Origin of the sequence: Agrobacterium sp. SORGH_AS 787 (assembly GCF_030819035.1) — a bacterium.
Classification (GTDB): domain Bacteria; phylum Pseudomonadota; class Alphaproteobacteria; order Rhizobiales; family Rhizobiaceae; genus Agrobacterium; species Agrobacterium larrymoorei_B.
This window is the reverse complement of the sequence record NZ_JAUTBG010000002.1, coordinates 1144370-1163495: the sequence shown is the minus strand read 5'-3', so window position 1 is coordinate 1163495 and position 19126 is coordinate 1144370. Positions and strand designations below refer to the sequence as shown.

Genomic DNA, 19126 nt, shown 5'->3' with positions numbered 1-19126 from the left:
ACATGAGCGGCAACGGCATGAAACTGGTGGTGGTTGGCGCTGCAGGCCGCATGGGACAGACCCTCATCCGTCTCATTCATGAGACGCCCGGCGTTCAACTTCATGCCGCAATCGAGCGGGAGGGCTCGTCCTTCGTTGGACGCGATGCTGGTGAACTTGCCGGTCTAGGTCCCATCGGGATTCCCGTCACCAGCGATGCGCTTGCGGCCTTCGTCAACGCTGAAGGCGTGGTGGATTTTACCTCACCGGCAGCCAGTGTGATCTTCTCCGGCCTCGCCGCACAAGCGCGTATCGTCCACATTATCGGCACCACCGGCTGCTCGGTCGAGGATGAGGAAAAGTTCAACGCAGCTGCACGTCATGCACGCGTTGTAAAGTCCGGCAATATGAGCCTTGGCGTCAACCTTCTTTCTGTGCTGACACGTCAGGCGGCAAAAGCGCTCGGACCACAGCAGTGGGATATTGAGGTGCTGGAAATGCATCATAGGCACAAGGTGGACGCACCATCCGGCACGGCCCTTCTGCTTGGCGAAGCCGCAGCTGAGGGTCGCAGTATCAATCTTGCCGACCACTCCGTCAGGGTACGCGACGGGCACACCGGTGCACGCCAGGCGGGCACCATCGGCTTTGCAACGCTGCGTGGCGGCTCGGTGGTGGGCGATCACTCCGTGATCTTTGCTGGTGAGGGAGAACAATTGACCTTCTCGCACCATGCGGCGGATCGGAGCATTTTCGGGCGTGGCGCCATCGCCGCCGCACTCTGGGCTTTCGACAAGAAGCCCGGCTTCTACTCGATGCTGGACGTTCTCGGTCTGGCCGACAATTCATAATCAACCTGGAGAGTATTTATGAGCGGAACCCTCGTCCTCGTTCGTCACGGTCAAAGTGACTGGAACCTCAAGAACCTCTTCACCGGATGGCGCGATCCGGACCTGACCGAACTCGGCGTGCAGGAAGCCAATGCTGGCGGCAAGGCGCTTGCCGATTACGGTATCAAGTTCGACGTTGCTTACACCTCCTCTCTAATCCGCGCGCAAAAAACCTGCCAGATCGTGCTCGACAATGTCGGCCAATCCGGCCTCGAGACCATCCGCAACGAGGCTTTGAACGAGCGCGACTATGGCGATCTCTCTGGTCTCAACAAGGACGACGCCCGCGAGAAGTGGGGTGAAGAGCAGGTGCATATCTGGCGCCGTTCCTACGACATCCCGCCGCCCGGCGGCGAAAGCCTGCGTGACACCGGGGCACGCGTCTGGCCCTACTACCTGACGGAAATCCTGCCGCGTGTTCTGCGTGGCGAAAAGGTTCTCGTTGCCGCCCATGGCAATTCGCTGCGCTCCCTGGTGATGGTGCTCGACAAGCTGAGCAAGGAAGAAATCCTGAAGCTCAATCTCGCGACCGGCGTGCCCATGGTCTACAAGCTGAATGCCGACTCCACCGTTGCGTCCAAGGACGTTCTGGGCGACATGTCCGCCGCGCATTGATCGTGTAAGGGCGGCCTTATTTTTTTGGTCGAGGGCCGCCCGCCACCTAGTGCCTTAGCACGGCACGCCATCAGTTCACCGTTCACTCTCTTCCGTTTAAGATCACACCATGAAATTCAGCATAGAACAGGCGGAAGATTTCGTTTCTTCCATCTTCGAGAAGAACGGCGTTCTAGCGTCAAGCGCGCGCTCCGTTGCGCGTGCATTGGTTGCCGCCGAGGCCTGTGGCCAGGGCGGTCACGGATTTCGGCGGATACCGGTCTATGTGGCCCAGCTTCATGCCGGCAAAGTGAACGGTAACGCCGTGCCAACAGCGACGAAGGTACGACCCGCGGTAATCTCCATCGACGCAGGACATGGATATGCTTATCCGGCTATCGATCTTGCGATCAAGGACGTTGCGCCGCTTGCCCGTGAACAGGGCATTGCGCTTGCCGCAATCGGTCGCTCGCATCATGCGGGTGTCATGGCTTTGACAGTCGAGCGTTTGGCCGAACAGGGTCTCGTTGCTTTCATGGTCGCCAATGCCCCGGCATCCATGGCGCCATGGGGCGGCATCAAGCCACTTTATGGGACGAACCCGATCGCCTTTGCCGCGCCGATAAAGGACGCCGACCCTCTGGTGATCGACCTCGCGCTTTCCAAGGTCGCGCGAGGCAAGATCATGGCCGCCCGGCAAAAAGGCACCACTATTCCAGATGATTGGGCTCTCGACGCACAAGGCCGTCCGACCACCGATCCAACGGAAGCGATCAACGGCACGATGGTGCCAGCGGGTGAGGCAAAGGGGGCAGCATTGGCCCTCATGGTCGAGATCATGGCGGCGGGCCTTACCGGCGGCAATTTCGGCTTCCAGGCCTCGTCTCTTTTGGACGATACCGGAACAGCGCCATCGCTTGGGCATACGATCATCGCGATCGACCCGACCATTGCCGGCAACGATGTTCTGGCGGAGAGGGTTTCGCAGATGGCAGCGGAAATCGAGTCTCAGGACAATGCGAGGCTTCCAGGCCGCCGCAGCCAAGGCATCCGCAAGCAGTCACTGGAGAACGGCATTACGATCGAAGACGATATTTTGCGTCAGATCGAAGCGCTCTGAGAACCGGCAAAAGTGCGCGGTCTTTCAGGTCGACGTTTCTTTGAACAACACATTCTGGTCGAGAAGATAACGGGAGAACAGCGGCAGACTGGCGCCACCAATAGCGCGCGCCTGACTTCCGACCGCGCCCTCCCTGATATCCGGCACGGCCACACCTTGAAGATCATGTAACGTCAGTGCGTCGCTTGTCGCCTCGACGATTCGCGAGCGCACCCATCCTGGGAAGCCGCCATCGATGATGACGGTGGAAAAATCGATGATCGATGCGGCGGCAATCACGGCCTGGGCGAGTGCGGCGCCCGTATTGCGGATCCACACTTCCAGCGGTTCACCGAAATCGATCCATTCGTCGGGCGAAAACCACAGTGGTTTGGGATCGATGCCTCTTTCACGCAGCATGTCTTCGAGCACGAAGATCGAGGCGATCTTGAGCAACTGAACCGTTCTGCCATCTTGCCCTTGAACCGGCAGTGGACCGATGGCACCGGCCGCCCCTGTCCGTCCCGAGAACAAGGCCGAGTTCAAGACGACGCCGCCACCAATGAACGAACCGATGAAGACGTAGAGAAAATCCGGATAGGCCTGGCCGTTGCCAAACACCAGTTCGGCGCCGCAAGCGCTCGTCGCATCATTCTGAAGAAAGACGGGATAGTCGACAGTATCGGCGATTTCCTGGCGAAGATCGACGTGGCGCCAGCTGTCCATCTTGCCTTCAGGTGCACCGACTTCTTTCGCCCAACTCCAGAGTTCGAAGGGCGCGGCGATCCCGACGCCCGCGATCTTCTCGCGTTCTGACGGATCAAGCCTCCCCTCCAGCTCGGCGATGCCTTGAGTCACGAAGGGCAATATCCATTCCGGCATCGGGTAAGGGTAAGTATTGCGCAGCTGCATCTTGATCTGACCGACGAAATCCATCAGCACCAGATCGACGCTGCGGCGGCCAATCTTGACGCCGAAGGAGTAAACCGAATCCGGATTAAGCCGCATCGGAGTCGAAGGCTGGCCGACGCGACCCCGGAGCAATTCGCCCCTGATCAGCAAGCCATCCTTTTCGAGCGAGCGCATGATCACTGATACAGTCTGGGCTGAAAGGCCGCTGCGCCTTGCGATTTCGGCTTTTGACAAGGCGTTGTGACGACGCACCAGAGAGAGCACCAGCCGTTCATTATAGGCGCGAACGCGAACCTGATTAGCGCCCCCCGTCAAATCGGTAGCCGCTGCAATCGGCGTCTGCGACATCTCCAGTGATCGCGACATCTTATCATCCTCCCAGCCGGTACGGGTTCAATCGCAGCGGCTTCACTCACCATATCGTGCGCAAAAGTGTCCCGGTCTCCTCCCGTCCACTCCCGCCACCAAGGGTTAGAGCATGACAGATCGAATTAATAATTCAATTGGATTTATTTATTGACAGGTTGTTAATTTGGTGGTTCCATCGGTTCCAGTGGCGCCGGATCTAGGAGGAGAAGGGCCGCAGACCAGTCATCCAAATGGCTGTTTGTTTTCACTGGGAGGATCATATGAAGACAACTGTTTCCGCCTTTTTGGGCGCGCTTGCGCTTGGCGTTTCTTTCACTTCGGTCGCATCGGCCGCCGATACGTCGGCATGCCTCATCACCAAGACCGACACCAATCCCTTTTTCGTCAAGATGAAAGAAGGCGCGACCGCCAAGGCGAAGGAACTGGGCGTGACGCTCAAGTCTTACGCCGGCAAGGTCGACGGTGACTCCGAAAGCCAGGTTGCAGCTATCGAGTCCTGCATTGCCGACGGCGCCAAGGGCATTCTGATCACCGCTTCCGACACCAAGGGCATCGTTCCGACGATTAAAAAGGCACGCGACGCAGGCCTTCTGGTCATCGCTCTCGACACACCGCTTGACCCGATCAACTCTGCCGACGCGACATTCGCGACCGACAACCTTCTGGCCGGCAAGCTGATCGGCGAATGGGCCAAGGGCACCATGGGCGATGGCGCGAAGGATGCCAAGGTTGGCTTCCTCGATTTGACACCTGACCAGCCGAGCGTCGACGTTCTTCGCGACCAAGGCTTCATGATCGGCTTCGGCATCGATCCGAAGGACCCGAATAAGATCGGCGACGAAACCGACCCGCGTATCGTTGGCCACGACGTGACGAACGGCAACGAAGAAGGCGGCCGCAAGGCCATGGAAAACCTTCTGCAGAAGGACCCGGGCATCAACGTCATTCACACCATCAACGAACCTGCCGCTGTAGGTGCTTACCAGGCGCTCAAGGCTGTTGGCATGGAAAAGAACGTGTTGATCGTTTCGGTTGACGGCGGTTGCCCAGGCGTGAAGTCGGTTGAGGAAGGCGTCATCGGCGCGACCTCGCAGCAATATCCGCTGATGATGGCGGCACTCGGCGTCGAGGCTATCAAGAAGTTTGCCGACACGGGCGAAAAGCCGAAGCCGACCGAAGGCAAATCCTTCTTCGACACCGGCGTTTCTCTGGTCACCGACAAGCCGGTCAAGGGCGTCCCTTCGATCAGCGTCAAGGAAGGTCTGGCGAAGTGCTGGGGCTGATGCCCTCGATCACCATCTGAAGATCATGGCCGGGATCACTCCCGGCCAACTTCACCCAAAACCATTCGCTTTCGTAATACCCGGCTGACATTTCGGCGCCGCGCATAGATGTTTGGCGAGCGGGAGGAGGAAACATGAGCGGAATTCAAGAATTCGAGCGCGTGCTGGATGGGAGCGACAAGAAAGTCGCCTCCTTCGATCAGCAGAGCGTGTCCGCGCTCAAACGCGCCCAGCATTTTCTACACTCGACACCGGCGGCCGTGCCACTCATCGTCTTGATCCTGTCGGTTGCGATTTTCGGCATGACGATCGGCGGACGGTTCTTTTCATCCTACACATTGACCCTGATCCTGCAGCAGATCGCCGTCGTCGGCATTCTGGGCTCGGCACAGACATTGATCATCCTGACGGCCGGTATCGATCTTTCGATCGGCGTGGTGATGGTCATTTCATCCGTCGTTATGGGCAATGTGGCGGTCACCTACGGACTGCCCACCCCTATCGCCATTCTCGCGGGCTTCGTTGTCGGCGGACTTTGCGGCTTCTTCAACGGCTTCCTGGTGGCGGTGGTGAAACTTCCCCCCTTTATCGTGACGCTCGGTTCATGGAACATCGTCATGGCGACGAATTTCATCTATTCGGCCAATGAAACGATCCGCGATGCCGACGTGCAGCAGACCGCACCGCTTCTTCAGCTCTTCGCAACAAACTTCCGTATCGGTTCTGCCATTTTTACACTCGGCGTCATCGCCATGGTCGCGCTCGTCGCCGTGCTCTGGTACGTCTTGAATCAGACCGCCTGGGGACGCCACGTCTATGCCGTGGGCGACGATCCGGAAGCGGCAAAGCTTTCCGGCATTCAGACCCGCAAAGTCCTGCTCAGCGTCTACACGATCGCTGGTGTCATTGCAGCCTTCGCGGCCTGGGTCGCCATCGGCCGGAACGGTTCGATCTCTCCTTCTGCCGCCGTGACCGACTACAACCTGCAGGCCATTACCGCGACCGTTATCGGCGGTATCTCGCTCTTCGGTGGACGTGGCTCCATTCTCGGGACGCTGTTCGGCGCCATGCTGGTCGGCGTGGTCTCCATGGGCCTCAATATGCTCGGCGCCGACCCACAATGGAAGGTTATGTTGACAGGCTGGCTGATCATCGCCGCCGTAGCAGTGGATCAATGGATCAGAAAGGCAGCCGTCTGATGGCCCAGGATATGAACAGACAACCCATTCTTTCAGCCCATGGTCTCGTCAAGCGTTACGGTCGCGTGACCGCACTCGACAATGCCGACTTCGATCTCTATCCGGGCGAAATCCTGGCGGTGATCGGCGACAATGGTGCAGGCAAATCTTCGCTCATCAAAGCACTGTCGGGCGCGATCCGTCCGGATGAGGGCGAGATCAGGCTGGAAGGGAAGCCGGTTCAGTTCAAGACACCGCTCGAAGCCCGAGATGCCGGTATCGAGACCGTCTATCAGAACCTTGCGCTGTCGCCTGCGCTATCGATCACCGACAACATGTTTCTCGGACGCGAACTCCGCAAGCCCGGTATTCTCGGCTCGGTATTCCGCAAGCTCGACCATGCGGCGATGGACAAATTTGCCCGTGAAAAGCTTTCCGAACTGGGTTTGATGACCATTCAGAACATCAACCAGGCGGTCGAGACGCTGTCTGGTGGTCAGCGCCAGGGTGTTGCGGTTGCGAGAGCTGCCGCCTTCGGTTCGAAGGTCGTCATTCTCGACGAGCCGACAGCGGCACTTGGCGTCAAGGAAAGCCGGCGCGTTCTGGAACTCATTCAGGACGTTCGATCGCGCGGTCTGCCGATCGTGCTCATTTCGCACAACATGCCGCATGTTTTCGAAGTGGCAGATCGTATTCATATCCATCGCCTTGGCAGACGTCTCTGCGTCATCAATCCGAAGGACTATACGATGTCGGATGCGGTCGCTTTCATGACGGGCGCGAAGGAACCGCCCCACCAGGATATCGCCGCATGACACTGACGCTTGCGGCGTTGACGGACGATGTTCTTGCACGTGCAGACCATTCCCCCCGTTACATCGTCGCCATCGCCGGCCCTCCAGGGGCCGGCAAATCCACACTGGCCGATGCGCTCAGAGACAGCCTGATTGCCCGCGGCGAGACTGCCGAAGTCCTGCCCATGGATGGCTTCCATATGGACAACGGTATCTTGCAAAGCCGCGGATTGATTGCCCGTAAAGGTGCGCCGGAGACATTCGATGTGCGTGGCTTCATCGATATCGTCAAAGCCGTGCGCCAAGGCGGGGAAGAGGTTCTGGTGCCCGTCTTCGACCGCTCGCGCGAGATCGCGATTGCATCCGCAAGAGCGGTCTCAGCAGATACACGCTTCATTCTCGCAGAGGGAAACTACCTGCTGCTGGACGAAGCACCGTGGGACCGTCTGAAAGACAGCTTCGACCTCACCATTTTCGTCGGGCCATCCTATCCGATACTTGAGCAGCGGCTTCGCGATCGCTGGATCGGCTACGGTCTGGATGAGCATGCCATCCACGCCAAGCTCTACGAGAACGATCTGCCCAACGGCAAGCGCGTCGTGGAACATTCACACCAAGCCGATATCCAGATCGATATGTGGAACTGAAGCCTCGTTGCTTTGTGCTCAGCCGACCGCCAAACTTTCTCATCATCGCGTCGTCAGTTTCAGTTGGGATTGACGACTTTGCTTGCCAATCTGAACGGGCTGGAAACCGTAGCGCCGACCGCATCCAGAACGAATGCGCCTGCACGGGACAGATCATTGCTGCCGCCGCGCCGCTTTTCATCGAGCTTCGGCAACAGGGCGGCAAGGGCGGCGTAGCGATCGTGGTTCAAGCCATCGGATGAATCGAGTTCGGAAATATCGACAAACTGAACGCCTTCGCGTTTCGCAGCCTCGCTGATCTCGGGATCGGTGACGTCCAAGGCTCCGACCCGGCTTCGTTCACCCGCAAGCAGGGAGGCTGCCATCAAGGCTCGGTCATCCTTCGATACAAGTACGGTGAGTGGCGGATCGAGACGGCCAACCACTTCGATCTGCTTTCGGAATACGTCGGTGTCGATGTCCGGTGCGGCGAGAATGACCTGGAGCTTGGCGATCACATCATTGCGGCCCTTCAGCCTGAGCTCTCGCAAGGCTTCCATGACCAGCCACGCGCCCATGCTGTGTCCGAACACGATGACATTCTTGCGGGGTGATTTTTGCGCCAGATCGATCAGCAGATCCGCCAGAGCATCTCGGGAGTAGGTCGCCGCCTCCTTGTCGGCCAGATAGCCCGTCACATCCGCCATGGACGGCCAGGAAAAGACCACCGGCACACCGTTGATATCTGCGTCCGCGGCCATTTGCGCTGCGCGGAACAAGGCCTCCTGGTAGCTGTAATTATAGCCGTGGACGAAAAGGCCCACATCCTTTCCGGATGAAAGAATGCCGGCGAGATCGCGCTTGAACGTGTCCTGAGACAGCATATCGCGATCGGTGACGACGAAGTCCTTCTTGGCATTTGGCTTTCCCGACGGCCACTCGATCTTGCCCTTCTTGTGATCGGGCGGGATGGAGATGTCGAAGCGCGCGTAATTCGGTACGTCGGCACGCCCCGCCCCAAAGGCCAGCGTCTTTCCCGGCTCCTTCTCACGCGTACTGACCACATAGGCAGTGATGCTCTTCCCCGATGCCGCCCGCGTATTGACGGCCTGCAGAACGTCGGCTCCTGGCCGTCCGGCACAGGACCCAAGGAGGACGAGGGTGAGCAGAAGGGAAATGACTCTGAGCATGAAATATCCGCTAAATTAGGCAACCATCGATAGCGGCAAAATCTAAGACTGGCAATTGGATGAACGCGAACGTAAACGGAAGATTTCCGGGTCAAGATGGCACTCCATGTGGCGTTGGCGGCCGCGCGGTTTTGGAGAAAGTCCGTTTCGATTTTGGGCGGGATGCTGTAGGTCGTAAGCCATGACGATTCTGGATATGGCATGACGGCCAAGGTTTTCCTGTCCCGGCTGAAACTCACCGATTTCCGCAATTATGCGGAGGTGTCGTTGCGGCTGGATGAGCGCCATGTCGTGCTGACGGGCGACAATGGGTCTGGCAAGACCAACCTGCTGGAGGCCATCTCATTCCTGTCGCCTGGCCGGGGTTTGCGCCGCGCCGTTCTATCGGATGTGACCCGCGTGAGCGCAGAGGAGACGGGCTTCTCGATCTTCGCCGACGTATCGGGCATGGATGGTGAGGTTGCGATCGGAACAGGCATCGATGGCGAGGGCGAGACCCCATCGCGGCGCCTCAGACTCAACGGTACGTCCGTCAAGTCCGTCGATGAATTGACCGATCACTTGCGGGTTCTATGGCTCACCCCCTCCATGGACGGGCTGTTCACCGGGTCGTCCTCGGATCGCCGCCGTTTCCTCGATCGCCTCGTTCTCTCGCTTGACCCGTCACATGGTCGGCGTGCCAGCGACTTCGAAAAGGCGATGCGTCAACGCAACCGCCTGCTGTCGGACAGTCGCTTCGATCCTGTCTGGCTGGACGGCATTGAGAAGCAGATGGCAGAGCTTGGCATTGCCATGGCGGTGGCGCGGCACGAGATGCTGGGTTTGCTGCGCGCACTGATTGAAAGCCGCTCCGGCGATACCAGCTTTCCAAAGGCCGCGCTCACGCTGGCCGGCTTTCTCGACGATGAGTATCATCGACCGGCGGTCGATCTTGAGGATGAGTACTTTGCCGCGCTCCGGGAAAGCCGTTATCGCGATGCGAGTGCGGGACGTACGCTTGATGGGCCCCATCGCGCCGATCTTTTCGTCCGACATGCGGAGAAGGATATTGACGCGGCACGCTGCTCCACCGGCGAGCAGAAGGCGCTTCTCGTCGGTCTCGTTCTTGCCCATGCGCAACTGACTGCCAATATGACCGGTTACGCTCCCATTCTTCTGCTGGACGAAATTGCCGCTCACCTGGATGAAGGCAGGCGCGCAGCGCTTTTCGATCTCATCCACGCGCTTGGCGGTCAGAGCTTCATGACCGGAACGGATGCCTCGATGTTTTCAGCATTGCAGGATCGCGCGCAGTTTTTCACCGTGTCGCATGGCGGCGTGTCATGATAGGGCTTTGATCGATTGAGGTACCGGAGACAGGATCATGGATGCTCTTAGCCCCGATGAAATCGAACGCTACAAGCGGCATATCCTCCTGCCCGAAATTGGCGGCATGGGGCAGCAGCGGCTGAAGGCGGCCAAGGTGCTGGTGATCGGTGCGGGCGGGCTCGGTGCGCCTGTGCTGTATTATCTGGCCGCCGCCGGCGTTGGGACGCTCGGCATCATCGATGACGATATCGTCTCGCTATCGAACCTGCAAAGGCAGGTCATTCACGACACGGGCACGATTGGCGAGCAAAAGACCGAAAGCGCACGCCGCAGCATCTCCAGGCTCAACCCGCATGTGCGCGTCCTGCACTTCGAGGAGCGCTTCTCGACCGTTTGGGCGCATCATCATCTTGGTGGCTTCGATCTGGTGATTGACGGATCGGACAATTTCGACACGCGCTATGCGGCCGCGGATGCTGCAGAGGCGGCGAAGGTACCGCTAGTGACGGGCGCTGTCGGCCGCTTCGATGGCTCGGTCACGGTTCTCAAGCCCTATGAGAACGGTCCGGACGGCACGTTGCTGCCGCGCTACCGCGATCTCTTTCCGGCCCCGCCGCCAGAGGGCTTGATCCCGTCCTGCGCCGAAACGGGAATCATCGGCGCACTCACAGGCGTCGTTGGCACGACCATGGCGATGGAGGCGATCAAGATCATCACCGGTACGGGAGAGCCGCTGGTCGGCCGGCTGCTGCTTTACGATGCGCTCGCCGCCCGCTTCGAAACCGTTCGCTACAAGAGGCGCCAGGCAGCATGACTACAATCGTTCAGATCGACGACGCTTTCGACCGCATCGATGAATTACTGGCGCTCATCATGTCCTCCTTCGCCTATATGGATGGCGTGATCGACCCACCTTCCTCCGCCCACCGCCTGACGCCGGATAATCTGCGTCAAAAGATCCGGGATGAGATTGCCTTTGTCGCGCTCGATGATAGCGCTATGCTCGGGTGTATTTTCTGTCGACCGGAGGCCGCCTCTCTCTATGTCGGCAAGCTTGCCGTCTCACCTGCCGCGCAGGGTCGTGGGATTGGAAAGGCGTTGCTAAGGAAGGCAGAAGAGACGGCGCACAGGCTGTCGCTGCCAAGCCTGAGGCTGGAGACCAGGATCGAGCTTATCAACAATCACCGGCAGTTTTCGTCCTGGGGCTTCGTCAAGACGGCCGAGAATTCGCACGCCGGCTACGAGCGGGTCACCTCCATCGAAATGACGAAGCATCTGCCCCGTTAAGCCCTGCCCGGCAGCACCCGGTTCGGCGGTCTGTGGCCGTCATAAAAGGCGCGGATGTTGATGATCACCTTGTCGCCCATGTCGATGCGGCCCTCGATGGTGGCCGAGCTCATATGCGGCAAGAGCACGACCCTACCCTCCTTGGCAAGCTTGATGAGCTTTGGATTGACGGCAGGCTCGTTCTCAAACACGTCGAGGCCCGCACCGGCAATCTTGCCCTGGCGCAGGCACTCGATCATCGCCGCCTCATCGATGATATCGCCGCGCGCCGTATTGACGATGTAGCTAGTCGGCTGCATCAGCGCGAGACGCCGGGCCGAGATCAGGTGATAGGTGGCGGGCGTCGACGGGCAGTTGACCGAGACGATATCGACGCGTGCCAGCATCTGGTCGAGGCTGTCCCAATAGGTCGCCTCGAGTTCCGCTTCCGTGGCCGGACTGACGCGCTTGCGATTGTGGTAATGGATCGAGAGACCAAAGGCTTTGGCGCGGCGGGCAACCGCGGTGCCGATGCGGCCCATGCCGACGATGCCGATGCGTTTGCCCGACAGGCGGCGACCCAGCATCCATGTCGGCGACCAGCCACGCCAGTCTTCCGAGCCATTGGCGAGCACGCGCGTGCCCTCGACAAGGCGGCGCGGAACGGCGAGCACCAGCGCCATCGTCATGTCGGCGCTGTCTTCAGTCAAAACGTTCGGCGTATTGGTGACGGTGATGCCCCTGCGGGCCGCCGCATCCACATCGATGTGATCGATGCCGTTGGAAAATCCTGCGATCAATTTCAGTTGAGGACCGGCCTGCTCAATCATCGACGCAGTGATGCGATCGGTCACAGTGGGGACCAAAACGTCGACGCGCTGCATGGCTGCCAGAAGCTCGGCTTCAGTGCGTGGTGCGTCCTCGATGTTCAATTCAGCCTCGAACAGTTCCCGCATGCGGGTCTCGACCAGATCCGGCAATTTTCGGGTCAAATAGACGGTCGGTCTCTTCTTGTTCGTCATTGTCTGCAGGCACCTTGTTCAGAGGTCGTTAACCAGAAAGAGCGATAATTTGTTCACCAAGGGCGTTTCTACCAGACCCACCGGCGAAGACAAACAAATCTCGCATGTTGCTTCTTCGGCGGCAGGACTGGGACGCCCCTCAAACGTCATTCTCTTGTTTCACGGAAACGGTCAAACGACATGCGTAGCTTTGTCTCTCTCCTCTGCATTGCATTGTCATTCGGCTTTCTCGCCGCCGCGACGCCGGCTCTGGCTCAGGGTGCCGCGAAGGGCGCCAGCGGCCTGCCGCTGCCGCGTTTCGTCAGCCTGAAATCCAAGCGCGTCAATATGCGCATCGGTCCCAGCACCGACTACGCCGTGTCTTGGATGTATATGAAATCCGGCATGCCGGTGGAGATCATTCAGGAATATGAAAACTGGCGCCGGATCCGCGATGCCGACGGCACCGAGGGCTGGGTGAACCAGGCGCTGCTGTCTGGTGAAAGAACTGCGGTGGCAGCACCATGGATGCGCGGCAAGGGCAAGGACGTGTTCGTCAACATGCGCCGCGAGCCGCAATCGAGCGCTTCTGTCGTGGCAAAGCTCGAGCCCGGCGTGCAGATCCGGATCGGCGAATGCAATGGAGACTGGTGCAAGGCGGAAGCCGGTCAGGTCAGCGGCTGGGTGTCGCAGGGCGAAATCTGGGGTGCCTATCCCGGTGAAGCCTTCAAGTAAGCAAGGCTCTTCAGAAACCGTGCGCCCTTAATGGACGCACGGGAATCATTGTGAACGATATCAGAGAAGCCCGTGCTTCTCAGCCAACGCCTTCAGCGACGACATGGGACGCGGTCCGATCTGCTGAATGACGGCCGCGGCCGCGAGGCAGCCGAGCTTGCCACTATCTTCCAACGAACGACCCTGCGTATAGCCGAAGAGGAAGCCGGAGGCGAAGAGATCGCCGGCGCCGGTCGTGTCGACGACATCGAAAACCGGATAGGCATCGACCTTGACCCGCTCCGCGCCGCGCACGATGACCGCGCCTTCTTCGCTCATCGTCACAGCTGCAATCTTGCAGTCCTGAGCGATCCTGGTGAGCGCCATATCGAAGTCTTCGGTTTCATAAAGCGACAGCGCTTCCTGCTTGTTGGCGAAGACGATATCAACGGTGCCGGAGCGCATGAGATCCAGGAACTCGTCGCGGTAGCGGCCGACGCAGAAGCTGTCGGAAAGCGTCATCGAGACTTCGCGGCCATTTTCATGGGCGATGCGGGCGCAGTCGCGGATCGCGTCCTTGGCGCGCGGCGGATCCCAGAGATAACCCTCGAAATAGGTGACCTTCGACTGGGCGACGATCTCCGGCTCGACATCTTCCGGGCCGAGTTCGACACAGGCGCCGAGATAGGTGTTCATGGAGCGCTCGCCATCTTCGGTGACGAAGATCATGGAGCGGGCGGTGGGCGGGAAGGTCCCACGCGGCTTGGTCTCGAAATAGACACCCTGAGCGCGGATATCGTGCTGGAAAATTTCACCGAGCTGATCTTCGGCCACCTTGCCGAAATAGGCGGCCGGAGCACCGAAATTGGCAACGCCCGCTGCCGTATTGCCCGCACTTCCGCCCGACGCTTCCAGTGCAGGACCCATCAGCGAATAGAGCAGTTCCGCGCGTTCCGCATCGATCAGGTTCATCGCGCCCTTGGTGATGGCGTTATCGATAAGGAAGCTGTCATCGCAGCGGGAAATAATGTCCACGATGGCGTTGCCAACGGTCAGTACGTCGAATTTTGTCATGAGCCTCTTGTCCGAGCCGCACCGACCCGGTGCGTTATCCGGAACTTGGTCTTAAAGATTTCTGCCGACAAGAAAAGAGAAAAGGCGCCTTCGCCTGCCAGCGCCATCCGCAACAAAACTGTCCGCGTCATTTGCCTGTCATGAAGCTCTGCTAATGAGTCAGTCGTTCCCGGCACGGATGTACTGACGGGGATGACAGGCTGAAGCGGGGGACGATCCCCGCTTTTTTCTGTTTCTACAGATGGCTCTTGCTCCGGCTTCTCATAGAAAACGGTTTGAGACCATTGGCCTTTCCTATACAGGGTAGTTCTTCCGCAGAACGCCGTGAAAGCCCGTCTCCATGTATGCTGTCGCCGTCAATGTCGCCCCGATCTTTCTGCTCATTCTGATCGGTTGGCTGACGGTGAAAACGAAGCTGTTCAAGGCCGATGCGAGCGATGTGTTGAGCGACTTCGTCTTCAAGATCGCCGTGCCGACGCTGATCTTCCGTACGCTGGCGGAAGCTGATTTCCACGGCGCTTCGCCCTTCAAGCTCTGGATCACCTATTTCACCGGCGTCGCGATCACCTGGGCTGCGGGCCAGATGGTGACGACCTACATCTTCAAGCAGGATTTGCGCGTCAGCGTCATCGCCGGCATCTCATCGGCCTTCGCCAACAATATCTTTATCGGACTGCCACTCGTCAGCCGCTCCGTCGGCAATGATGGGATCGTGGCGATTTCCATTCTGCTCGCCATCCATCTTCCGATCATGATGATTGCCGGAACGATCCTGATGGAAAATGCCACACATAAGGTGGTGGGCGGCGAAAGAAGAAGCACCCTGACTGTATTAAGACAGGTGGGCCGCAATCTCGCGACCAATCCCTTGGTGATCGCGCTTATTCTCGGGCTCTGCTTCAACATGATCGGCGCACCGATGCCCGTCGTCTTCACAACGGTGATCGATCAGGTCGCCGCCATGGCGGGACCGGCAGCCTTGATCTCATTGGGAATGGCGCTGACCAAATATCCGGTGCGCGGAAACCTGCACATCGCAGCCACTGTCACCGCATTCAAGCTCTTGCTCCTACCGGCCTGCGTCTGGGCGACGGCGCATCTGCTCGGCCTCAACCCCGCCTGGACATCCGCGCTGGTGCTGACGTCATGCGTGCCAACCGGCATCAATTCCTGGCTGCTGGCCAACCGATTCGGGATCGGACACAGCATCGCTGCCTCCACCATCAGCATATCGACACTGTTCGGCGTTCTGAGTGTATCGCTGTGGGCGTGGTTACTGAGCTGAGGCTGCAGACGAGCCGCAGCCTCCCTTGCGAATGATTACTTCTGGGCGCTCAGAATCTTGAAGCGGGCGTTGCGGCAGACTTCTTCGCTCTTGCGGAACTCGCTTGCCAGCACCGGTTCATAGGGAAGGCCGCGATTGGCAACCATCAGCAGCTTGCCGCCGCTGCGCAGCGCGGTGGCTGCCGCCTTGATCATAGCCTGGCCGAGCGCGGGTTCGGCTGCCTGTCCGCCCGCATGGAAGGGCGGGTTCATGATGATCAGGTCGTATTTTTCCTTTGGCGGCTCGGCTGCAAGGTCCTGCCAGAAGAAGCGGGCGGTCAGTCGCGGGCAGTTTTCCAGAAGATTGTTCTTGGCGAATTCGAGCGCGTTGTAATCGGCTTCAAAGAGATCGATACGGGCTGTGCGCGGCGATTTCTCGGCCAGCATGACCGAGAGATAACCCCAGCCAGCGCCGAAATCCGCAGCATTGCCATCGAAATCCGTCGGCATGCGCGAGACAAGCAATTCAGAGCCGTCATCCACGCGATCATGGGAGAACATACCGGGCATGGCCGTGAAACGGTTGTCGATGGTGACGGGCTTTTGCTCGAGCTTTGCGACCACAGCCGAAACATCGTCCGGCCTTGCAAACCAGATGGCGACGCCGTGATATTTCGGGGTGGATTCCGCTTCGATACCAAGCTTGGCAAGCGTCTTGCGCAGGGTGACGATGCCGTCCTCCTTGGCGCCTGCCGCCAGGATCAGACCGCCCGCCTTGACGCGCTTCAAGGCTTCCGCCATGCGGTTTTCGTTTTCGCCGCGGTGCTTGCCACACAGGATCATGGCAGCATCATAGTCCTCTCCGGAAATCTCCGGTGTCACCTCAGAACCATGCGCTTGCAGCGCGCGATAAAGCGGACGCAGGTTCTGAACCGCGACGATCTCGGCCTCGAAGCCTTCCAGGCGAGGCGCACCCGCTTCCGCGCCCAGAAACAGCACACGCTCGCCGGCTTTCGGCGCTGGCAGCATATCGGCAGCGAAGGGATGGAACAGGGTTTTGACTGCGTCACGGCTCATCGGGAGCATCCTCAAGAACATGTGCCGGAAAAGCGCCTAGCGTCTTTGCCTCGGGACAATGCGTTCAACAACAATGGAACAGCTTCACGTTCTCTTCAAACAGGAGCCGCTCTGAAAATAGAAAAAAGGCGCGGGAGAGATCCCGCGCCCCGATAGGAACAAGCGCCTGCGCCTTACTCGGCAGCAGCGTCGCCTTCAGCCTTCTTCTCGGCAACGATTTCCTTGCCGGTTGCCTGGTCAACGATCTTCATGGACAGGCGAACCTTGCCACGCTCGTCAAAGCCCATCAGCTTGACCCAGACCTTGTCGCCTTCCTTGACGACGTCGGAGGTCTTGGCAACGCGCTCGGAAGCCAGCTGCGAGATGTGAACGAGACCGTCACGTGCGCCGAAGAAGTTGACGAATGCGCCGAAGTCGGCGGTCTTGACGACCGTGCCTTCGTAGATCTGGCCAACTTCAGGCTCTGCCACGATGGAGTGAATCCACTTGCGGGCCGCTTCGATTTCCTTGCCGGAAGAGGAGGCGATCTTGACGGTGCCGTCATCTTCGATGTTGATCTTCGCGCCGGTCTTTTCGACGATTTCGCGAATGACCTTACCGCCGGAGCCGATGACTTCGCGGATCTTGTCGACCGGAATGTTCATGACTTCGATGCGCGGAGCGAATTCGCCAAGCTGACCACGGCTCTCGGTGATGGCATTGGCCATCTCGTTGAGGATATGCTTGCGGCCACCCTGTGCCTGGTCAAGAGCGACCTTCATGATCTCTTCGGTGATACCGGCGATCTTGATGTCCATCTGCAGCGAGGTGATGCCATCTGCCGTACCGGCAACCTTGAAGTCCATGTCGCCGAGGTGATCTTCATCGCCCAGGATGTCCGACAGAACGGCAAAGCGGTCGCCTTCGAGAATCAGGCCCATGGCGATACCGGCAACCGGCTTTGCCAGCGGAACGCCAGCATCCATCAGAGCAAGCGACGTGCCGCAGACAGTTGCCATGGAGGACGAACCGTTGGACTCGGTGATTTCCGATACGACGCGCAGCGTGTAGGGGAACTGCTCGGCAGAAGGAAGCATCGGGCGAATAGCGCGCCATGCGAGCTTGCCGTGGCCGATTTCGCGACGGCCCGGGGAACCCATGCGGCCCGTTTCACCGACCGAGTAGGGCGGAAAGTTGTAGTGCAGCAGGAAGCGTTCCTTGTACATGCCGGTCAAGCTGTCGACATACTGCTCATCTTCGCCGGTGCCGAGCGTGGCAACGACGATCGCCTGCGTTTCACCGCGGGTGAAGAGTGCCGAACCGTGGGTGCGCGGCAGAAGGCCGACTTCTGACACGATCGGGCGAACCGTCGAGAGGTCGCGACCGTCGATACGGCTCTTGGTGTCGAGAATGTTCCAACGAACGATCTTGGCCTGCAGGTGCTTGAAGATCGCGCCGATTTCTTCGGCCGTGTACTTGGCTTCACCGTCTTCCGGCAGGAAGTGCGCCTTGACCTTCGCCTTGACAGCGTCGACGGCAGCGTAACGAGCAGCCTTTTCAGTGATCTTATAGGCGTCACGCAGTTCAGCTTCGGCAAGCCCAAGCATCTCGGTTTCGAGAGCGGAGAAATCTTCCGGCTCGAATTCGCGGGGTTCCTTGGCAGCCACTTCAGCGAGCTTGATGATCGCGTCGATAACCGGCTGGAAGCCACGGTGGCCGAACATGACGGCGCCGAGCATGACGTCTTCGTTCAGTTCCTTGGCTTCCGACTCGACCATCAGGACGGCGTCCTGGGTGCCGGCGACGACGAGGTCGAGAACGGACTCGTCCATCTCATCGAGGTGCGGGTTCAGAACATATTCGCCATTGATGTAACCGACGCGCGCGCCGCCAACCGGGCCCATGAAGGGAACGCCAGAAAGCGTCAGCGCCGCAGAGGTCGCGATCATGGACAGGATGTCCGGGTTGTTTTCCAGATCGTGCTGGATAACGGTGACGACGACCTGGGTGTCGTTCTTGTAGCCTTCAGGGAAAAGCGGGCGGATCGGACGGTCGATCAGGCGGGAAACGAGGGTTTCGTTTTCGCTCGGACGGCCTTCGCGCTTGAAGTAGCCGCCGGGGATCTTGCCAGCTGCGTAGGTCTTTTCCTGATAGTTGACCGTCAGCGGGAAGAAGTCCTGGCCCGGCTTCGGGGACTTTGCCGAAACAACGGTCGCAAGAACCATGGTTTCGCCGTAGGTTGCGATGACGGCGCCGTCAGCCTGGCGGGCAATCTTGCCCGTCTCCAGCTTCAGCGGGCGGCCTGCCCATTCGATTTCCACGGAATGTTGATTGAACATATCTTGTCCTTCTTGTCACCGCGGCTCCACCATTGAAGCAGCGGCTTCGACACATCACGGGCAAGACAGCGGGAGGCTTTATCAAGCGTGCCACGGACGGTGGCACAAGCATCCTGCAATCCTGCCCCATGACAGGTCTTCGGTTGGTTCAGACGGTTCCGGCCCATCCGGTCCGTCTTCATGATCCAGCA

General features: G+C 59.3%; 18 protein-coding genes. 12 read left to right on the top strand and 6 right to left on the bottom strand.

What is annotated here, in order from left to right; translation table 11 throughout:
* Positions 1–2 precede the first annotated feature (2 nt).
* The 3 genes from dapB (at position 3) to QE435_RS14870 (ending at position 2583) form a co-directional block, all read left to right on the top strand.
* Positions 3–830: a 4-hydroxy-tetrahydrodipicolinate reductase gene (gene dapB, locus QE435_RS14880; protein ID WP_349041845.1), complete on the top strand. Its 828-nt coding sequence runs from the start codon at positions 3–5 to the stop codon at positions 828–830.
* 18 nt (positions 831–848) lie between these two features.
* On the top strand, positions 849–1484 hold the full coding sequence (locus tag QE435_RS14875; RefSeq protein ID WP_113178774.1) for a 2,3-bisphosphoglycerate-dependent phosphoglycerate mutase: 636 nt from the start codon (positions 849–851) through the stop codon (positions 1482–1484).
* 109 nt (positions 1485–1593) lie between these two features.
* Positions 1594–2583: an Ldh family oxidoreductase gene (locus QE435_RS14870; protein WP_349041844.1), complete on the top strand. Its 990-nt coding sequence runs from the start codon at positions 1594–1596 to the stop codon at positions 2581–2583.
* A gap of 24 nt (positions 2584–2607) precedes the next feature.
* On the opposite strand, the gene QE435_RS14865 is transcribed toward QE435_RS14870, so the two are convergent.
* On the bottom strand, positions 2608–3840 hold the full coding sequence (locus QE435_RS14865; RefSeq protein WP_349041843.1) for an ROK family transcriptional regulator: 1233 nt from the start codon (positions 3838–3840) through the stop codon (positions 2608–2610).
* A 263-nt stretch (positions 3841–4103) separates the two neighbouring features.
* Here QE435_RS14865 and QE435_RS14860 point away from each other — a divergent pair, with 263 nt between their 5' ends.
* The 4 genes from QE435_RS14860 (at position 4104) to QE435_RS14845 (ending at position 7745) form a co-directional block, all read left to right on the top strand.
* Positions 4104–5126 carry a sugar ABC transporter substrate-binding protein gene (locus QE435_RS14860; RefSeq protein ID WP_349041842.1) on the top strand — a complete coding sequence of 341 codons (1023 nt, stop codon included), beginning with the start codon at positions 4104–4106 and terminating at the stop codon, positions 5124–5126.
* Between the two features lie 134 nt (positions 5127–5260).
* Positions 5261–6325 (top strand): ABC transporter permease, encoded by a 1065-nt coding sequence (locus QE435_RS14855; protein WP_062427165.1) that lies wholly within the window; start codon positions 5261–5263, stop codon positions 6323–6325.
* An 11-nt stretch (positions 6326–6336) separates the two neighbouring features.
* Positions 6337–7119, top strand: coding sequence for an ATP-binding cassette domain-containing protein (locus QE435_RS14850; RefSeq protein ID WP_306934745.1), 783 nt, complete (start codon positions 6337–6339; stop codon positions 7117–7119).
* A complete protein-coding gene (locus QE435_RS14845; protein ID WP_349041841.1) occupies positions 7116–7745 on the top strand; it encodes a nucleoside triphosphate hydrolase in 630 nt (209 codons plus the stop codon). Before QE435_RS14850 ends, QE435_RS14845 begins: the two co-directional genes overlap by 4 nt.
* A gap of 59 nt (positions 7746–7804) precedes the next feature.
* Here QE435_RS14845 and QE435_RS14840 read toward each other — a convergent pair whose 3' ends face one another.
* Positions 7805–8914 carry an alpha/beta hydrolase gene (locus QE435_RS14840; RefSeq protein ID WP_349041840.1) on the bottom strand — a complete coding sequence of 370 codons (1110 nt, stop codon included), beginning with the start codon at positions 8912–8914 and terminating at the stop codon, positions 7805–7807.
* Positions 8915–9115: 201 nt separating this feature from the next.
* Between QE435_RS14840 and recF the strand changes: the two genes are divergently transcribed.
* From recF to QE435_RS14825, 3 genes are read left to right on the top strand one after another with little or no spacing between them, the layout of a single operon-like run.
* Positions 9116–10240, top strand: coding sequence for a DNA replication/repair protein RecF (gene recF / locus QE435_RS14835; protein ID WP_349041839.1), 1125 nt, complete (start codon positions 9116–9118; stop codon positions 10238–10240).
* Between the two features lie 37 nt (positions 10241–10277).
* On the top strand, positions 10278–11036 hold the full coding sequence (locus QE435_RS14830) for a molybdopterin-synthase adenylyltransferase MoeB (RefSeq protein WP_349041838.1): 759 nt from the start codon (positions 10278–10280) through the stop codon (positions 11034–11036).
* A complete protein-coding gene (locus tag QE435_RS14825; protein ID WP_349041837.1) occupies positions 11033–11509 on the top strand; it encodes a GNAT family N-acetyltransferase in 477 nt (158 codons plus the stop codon). Before QE435_RS14830 ends, QE435_RS14825 begins: the two co-directional genes overlap by 4 nt.
* On the opposite strand, the gene QE435_RS14820 is transcribed toward QE435_RS14825, so the two are convergent.
* Positions 11506–12510 (bottom strand): D-glycerate dehydrogenase, encoded by a 1005-nt coding sequence (locus QE435_RS14820; protein ID WP_349041836.1) that lies wholly within the window; start codon positions 12508–12510, stop codon positions 11506–11508. The genes QE435_RS14825 and QE435_RS14820 overlap by 4 nt on opposite strands.
* 180 nt (positions 12511–12690) lie before the next feature.
* Here QE435_RS14820 and QE435_RS14815 point away from each other — a divergent pair, with 180 nt between their 5' ends.
* Positions 12691–13224: an SH3 domain-containing protein gene (locus QE435_RS14815; protein ID WP_349041835.1), complete on the top strand. Its 534-nt coding sequence runs from the start codon at positions 12691–12693 to the stop codon at positions 13222–13224.
* A 60-nt stretch (positions 13225–13284) separates the two neighbouring features.
* Here QE435_RS14815 and QE435_RS14810 read toward each other — a convergent pair whose 3' ends face one another.
* A complete protein-coding gene (locus tag QE435_RS14810) occupies positions 13285–14277 on the bottom strand; it encodes an adenosine kinase (protein ID WP_349041834.1) in 993 nt (330 codons plus the stop codon).
* A gap of 340 nt (positions 14278–14617) precedes the next feature.
* Between QE435_RS14810 and QE435_RS14805 the strand changes: the two genes are divergently transcribed.
* Positions 14618–15562, top strand: a complete 945-nt coding sequence (locus tag QE435_RS14805; protein WP_349041833.1) for an AEC family transporter — start codon at positions 14618–14620, stop codon at positions 15560–15562.
* Positions 15563–15597: 35 nt separating this feature from the next.
* On the opposite strand, the gene QE435_RS14800 is transcribed toward QE435_RS14805, so the two are convergent.
* Both QE435_RS14800 and pnp read right to left on the bottom strand, forming a co-directional pair.
* Complete coding sequence (locus QE435_RS14800) at positions 15598–16617, bottom strand: class I SAM-dependent methyltransferase (protein ID WP_349041832.1); 1020 nt, start codon at positions 16615–16617, stop codon at positions 15598–15600.
* Positions 16618–16790: 173 nt separating this feature from the next.
* Positions 16791–18935, bottom strand: coding sequence for a polyribonucleotide nucleotidyltransferase (pnp, locus tag QE435_RS14795; protein WP_309772193.1), 2145 nt, complete (start codon positions 18933–18935; stop codon positions 16791–16793).
* Between the last annotated feature and the right edge of the window lie 191 nt (positions 18936–19126).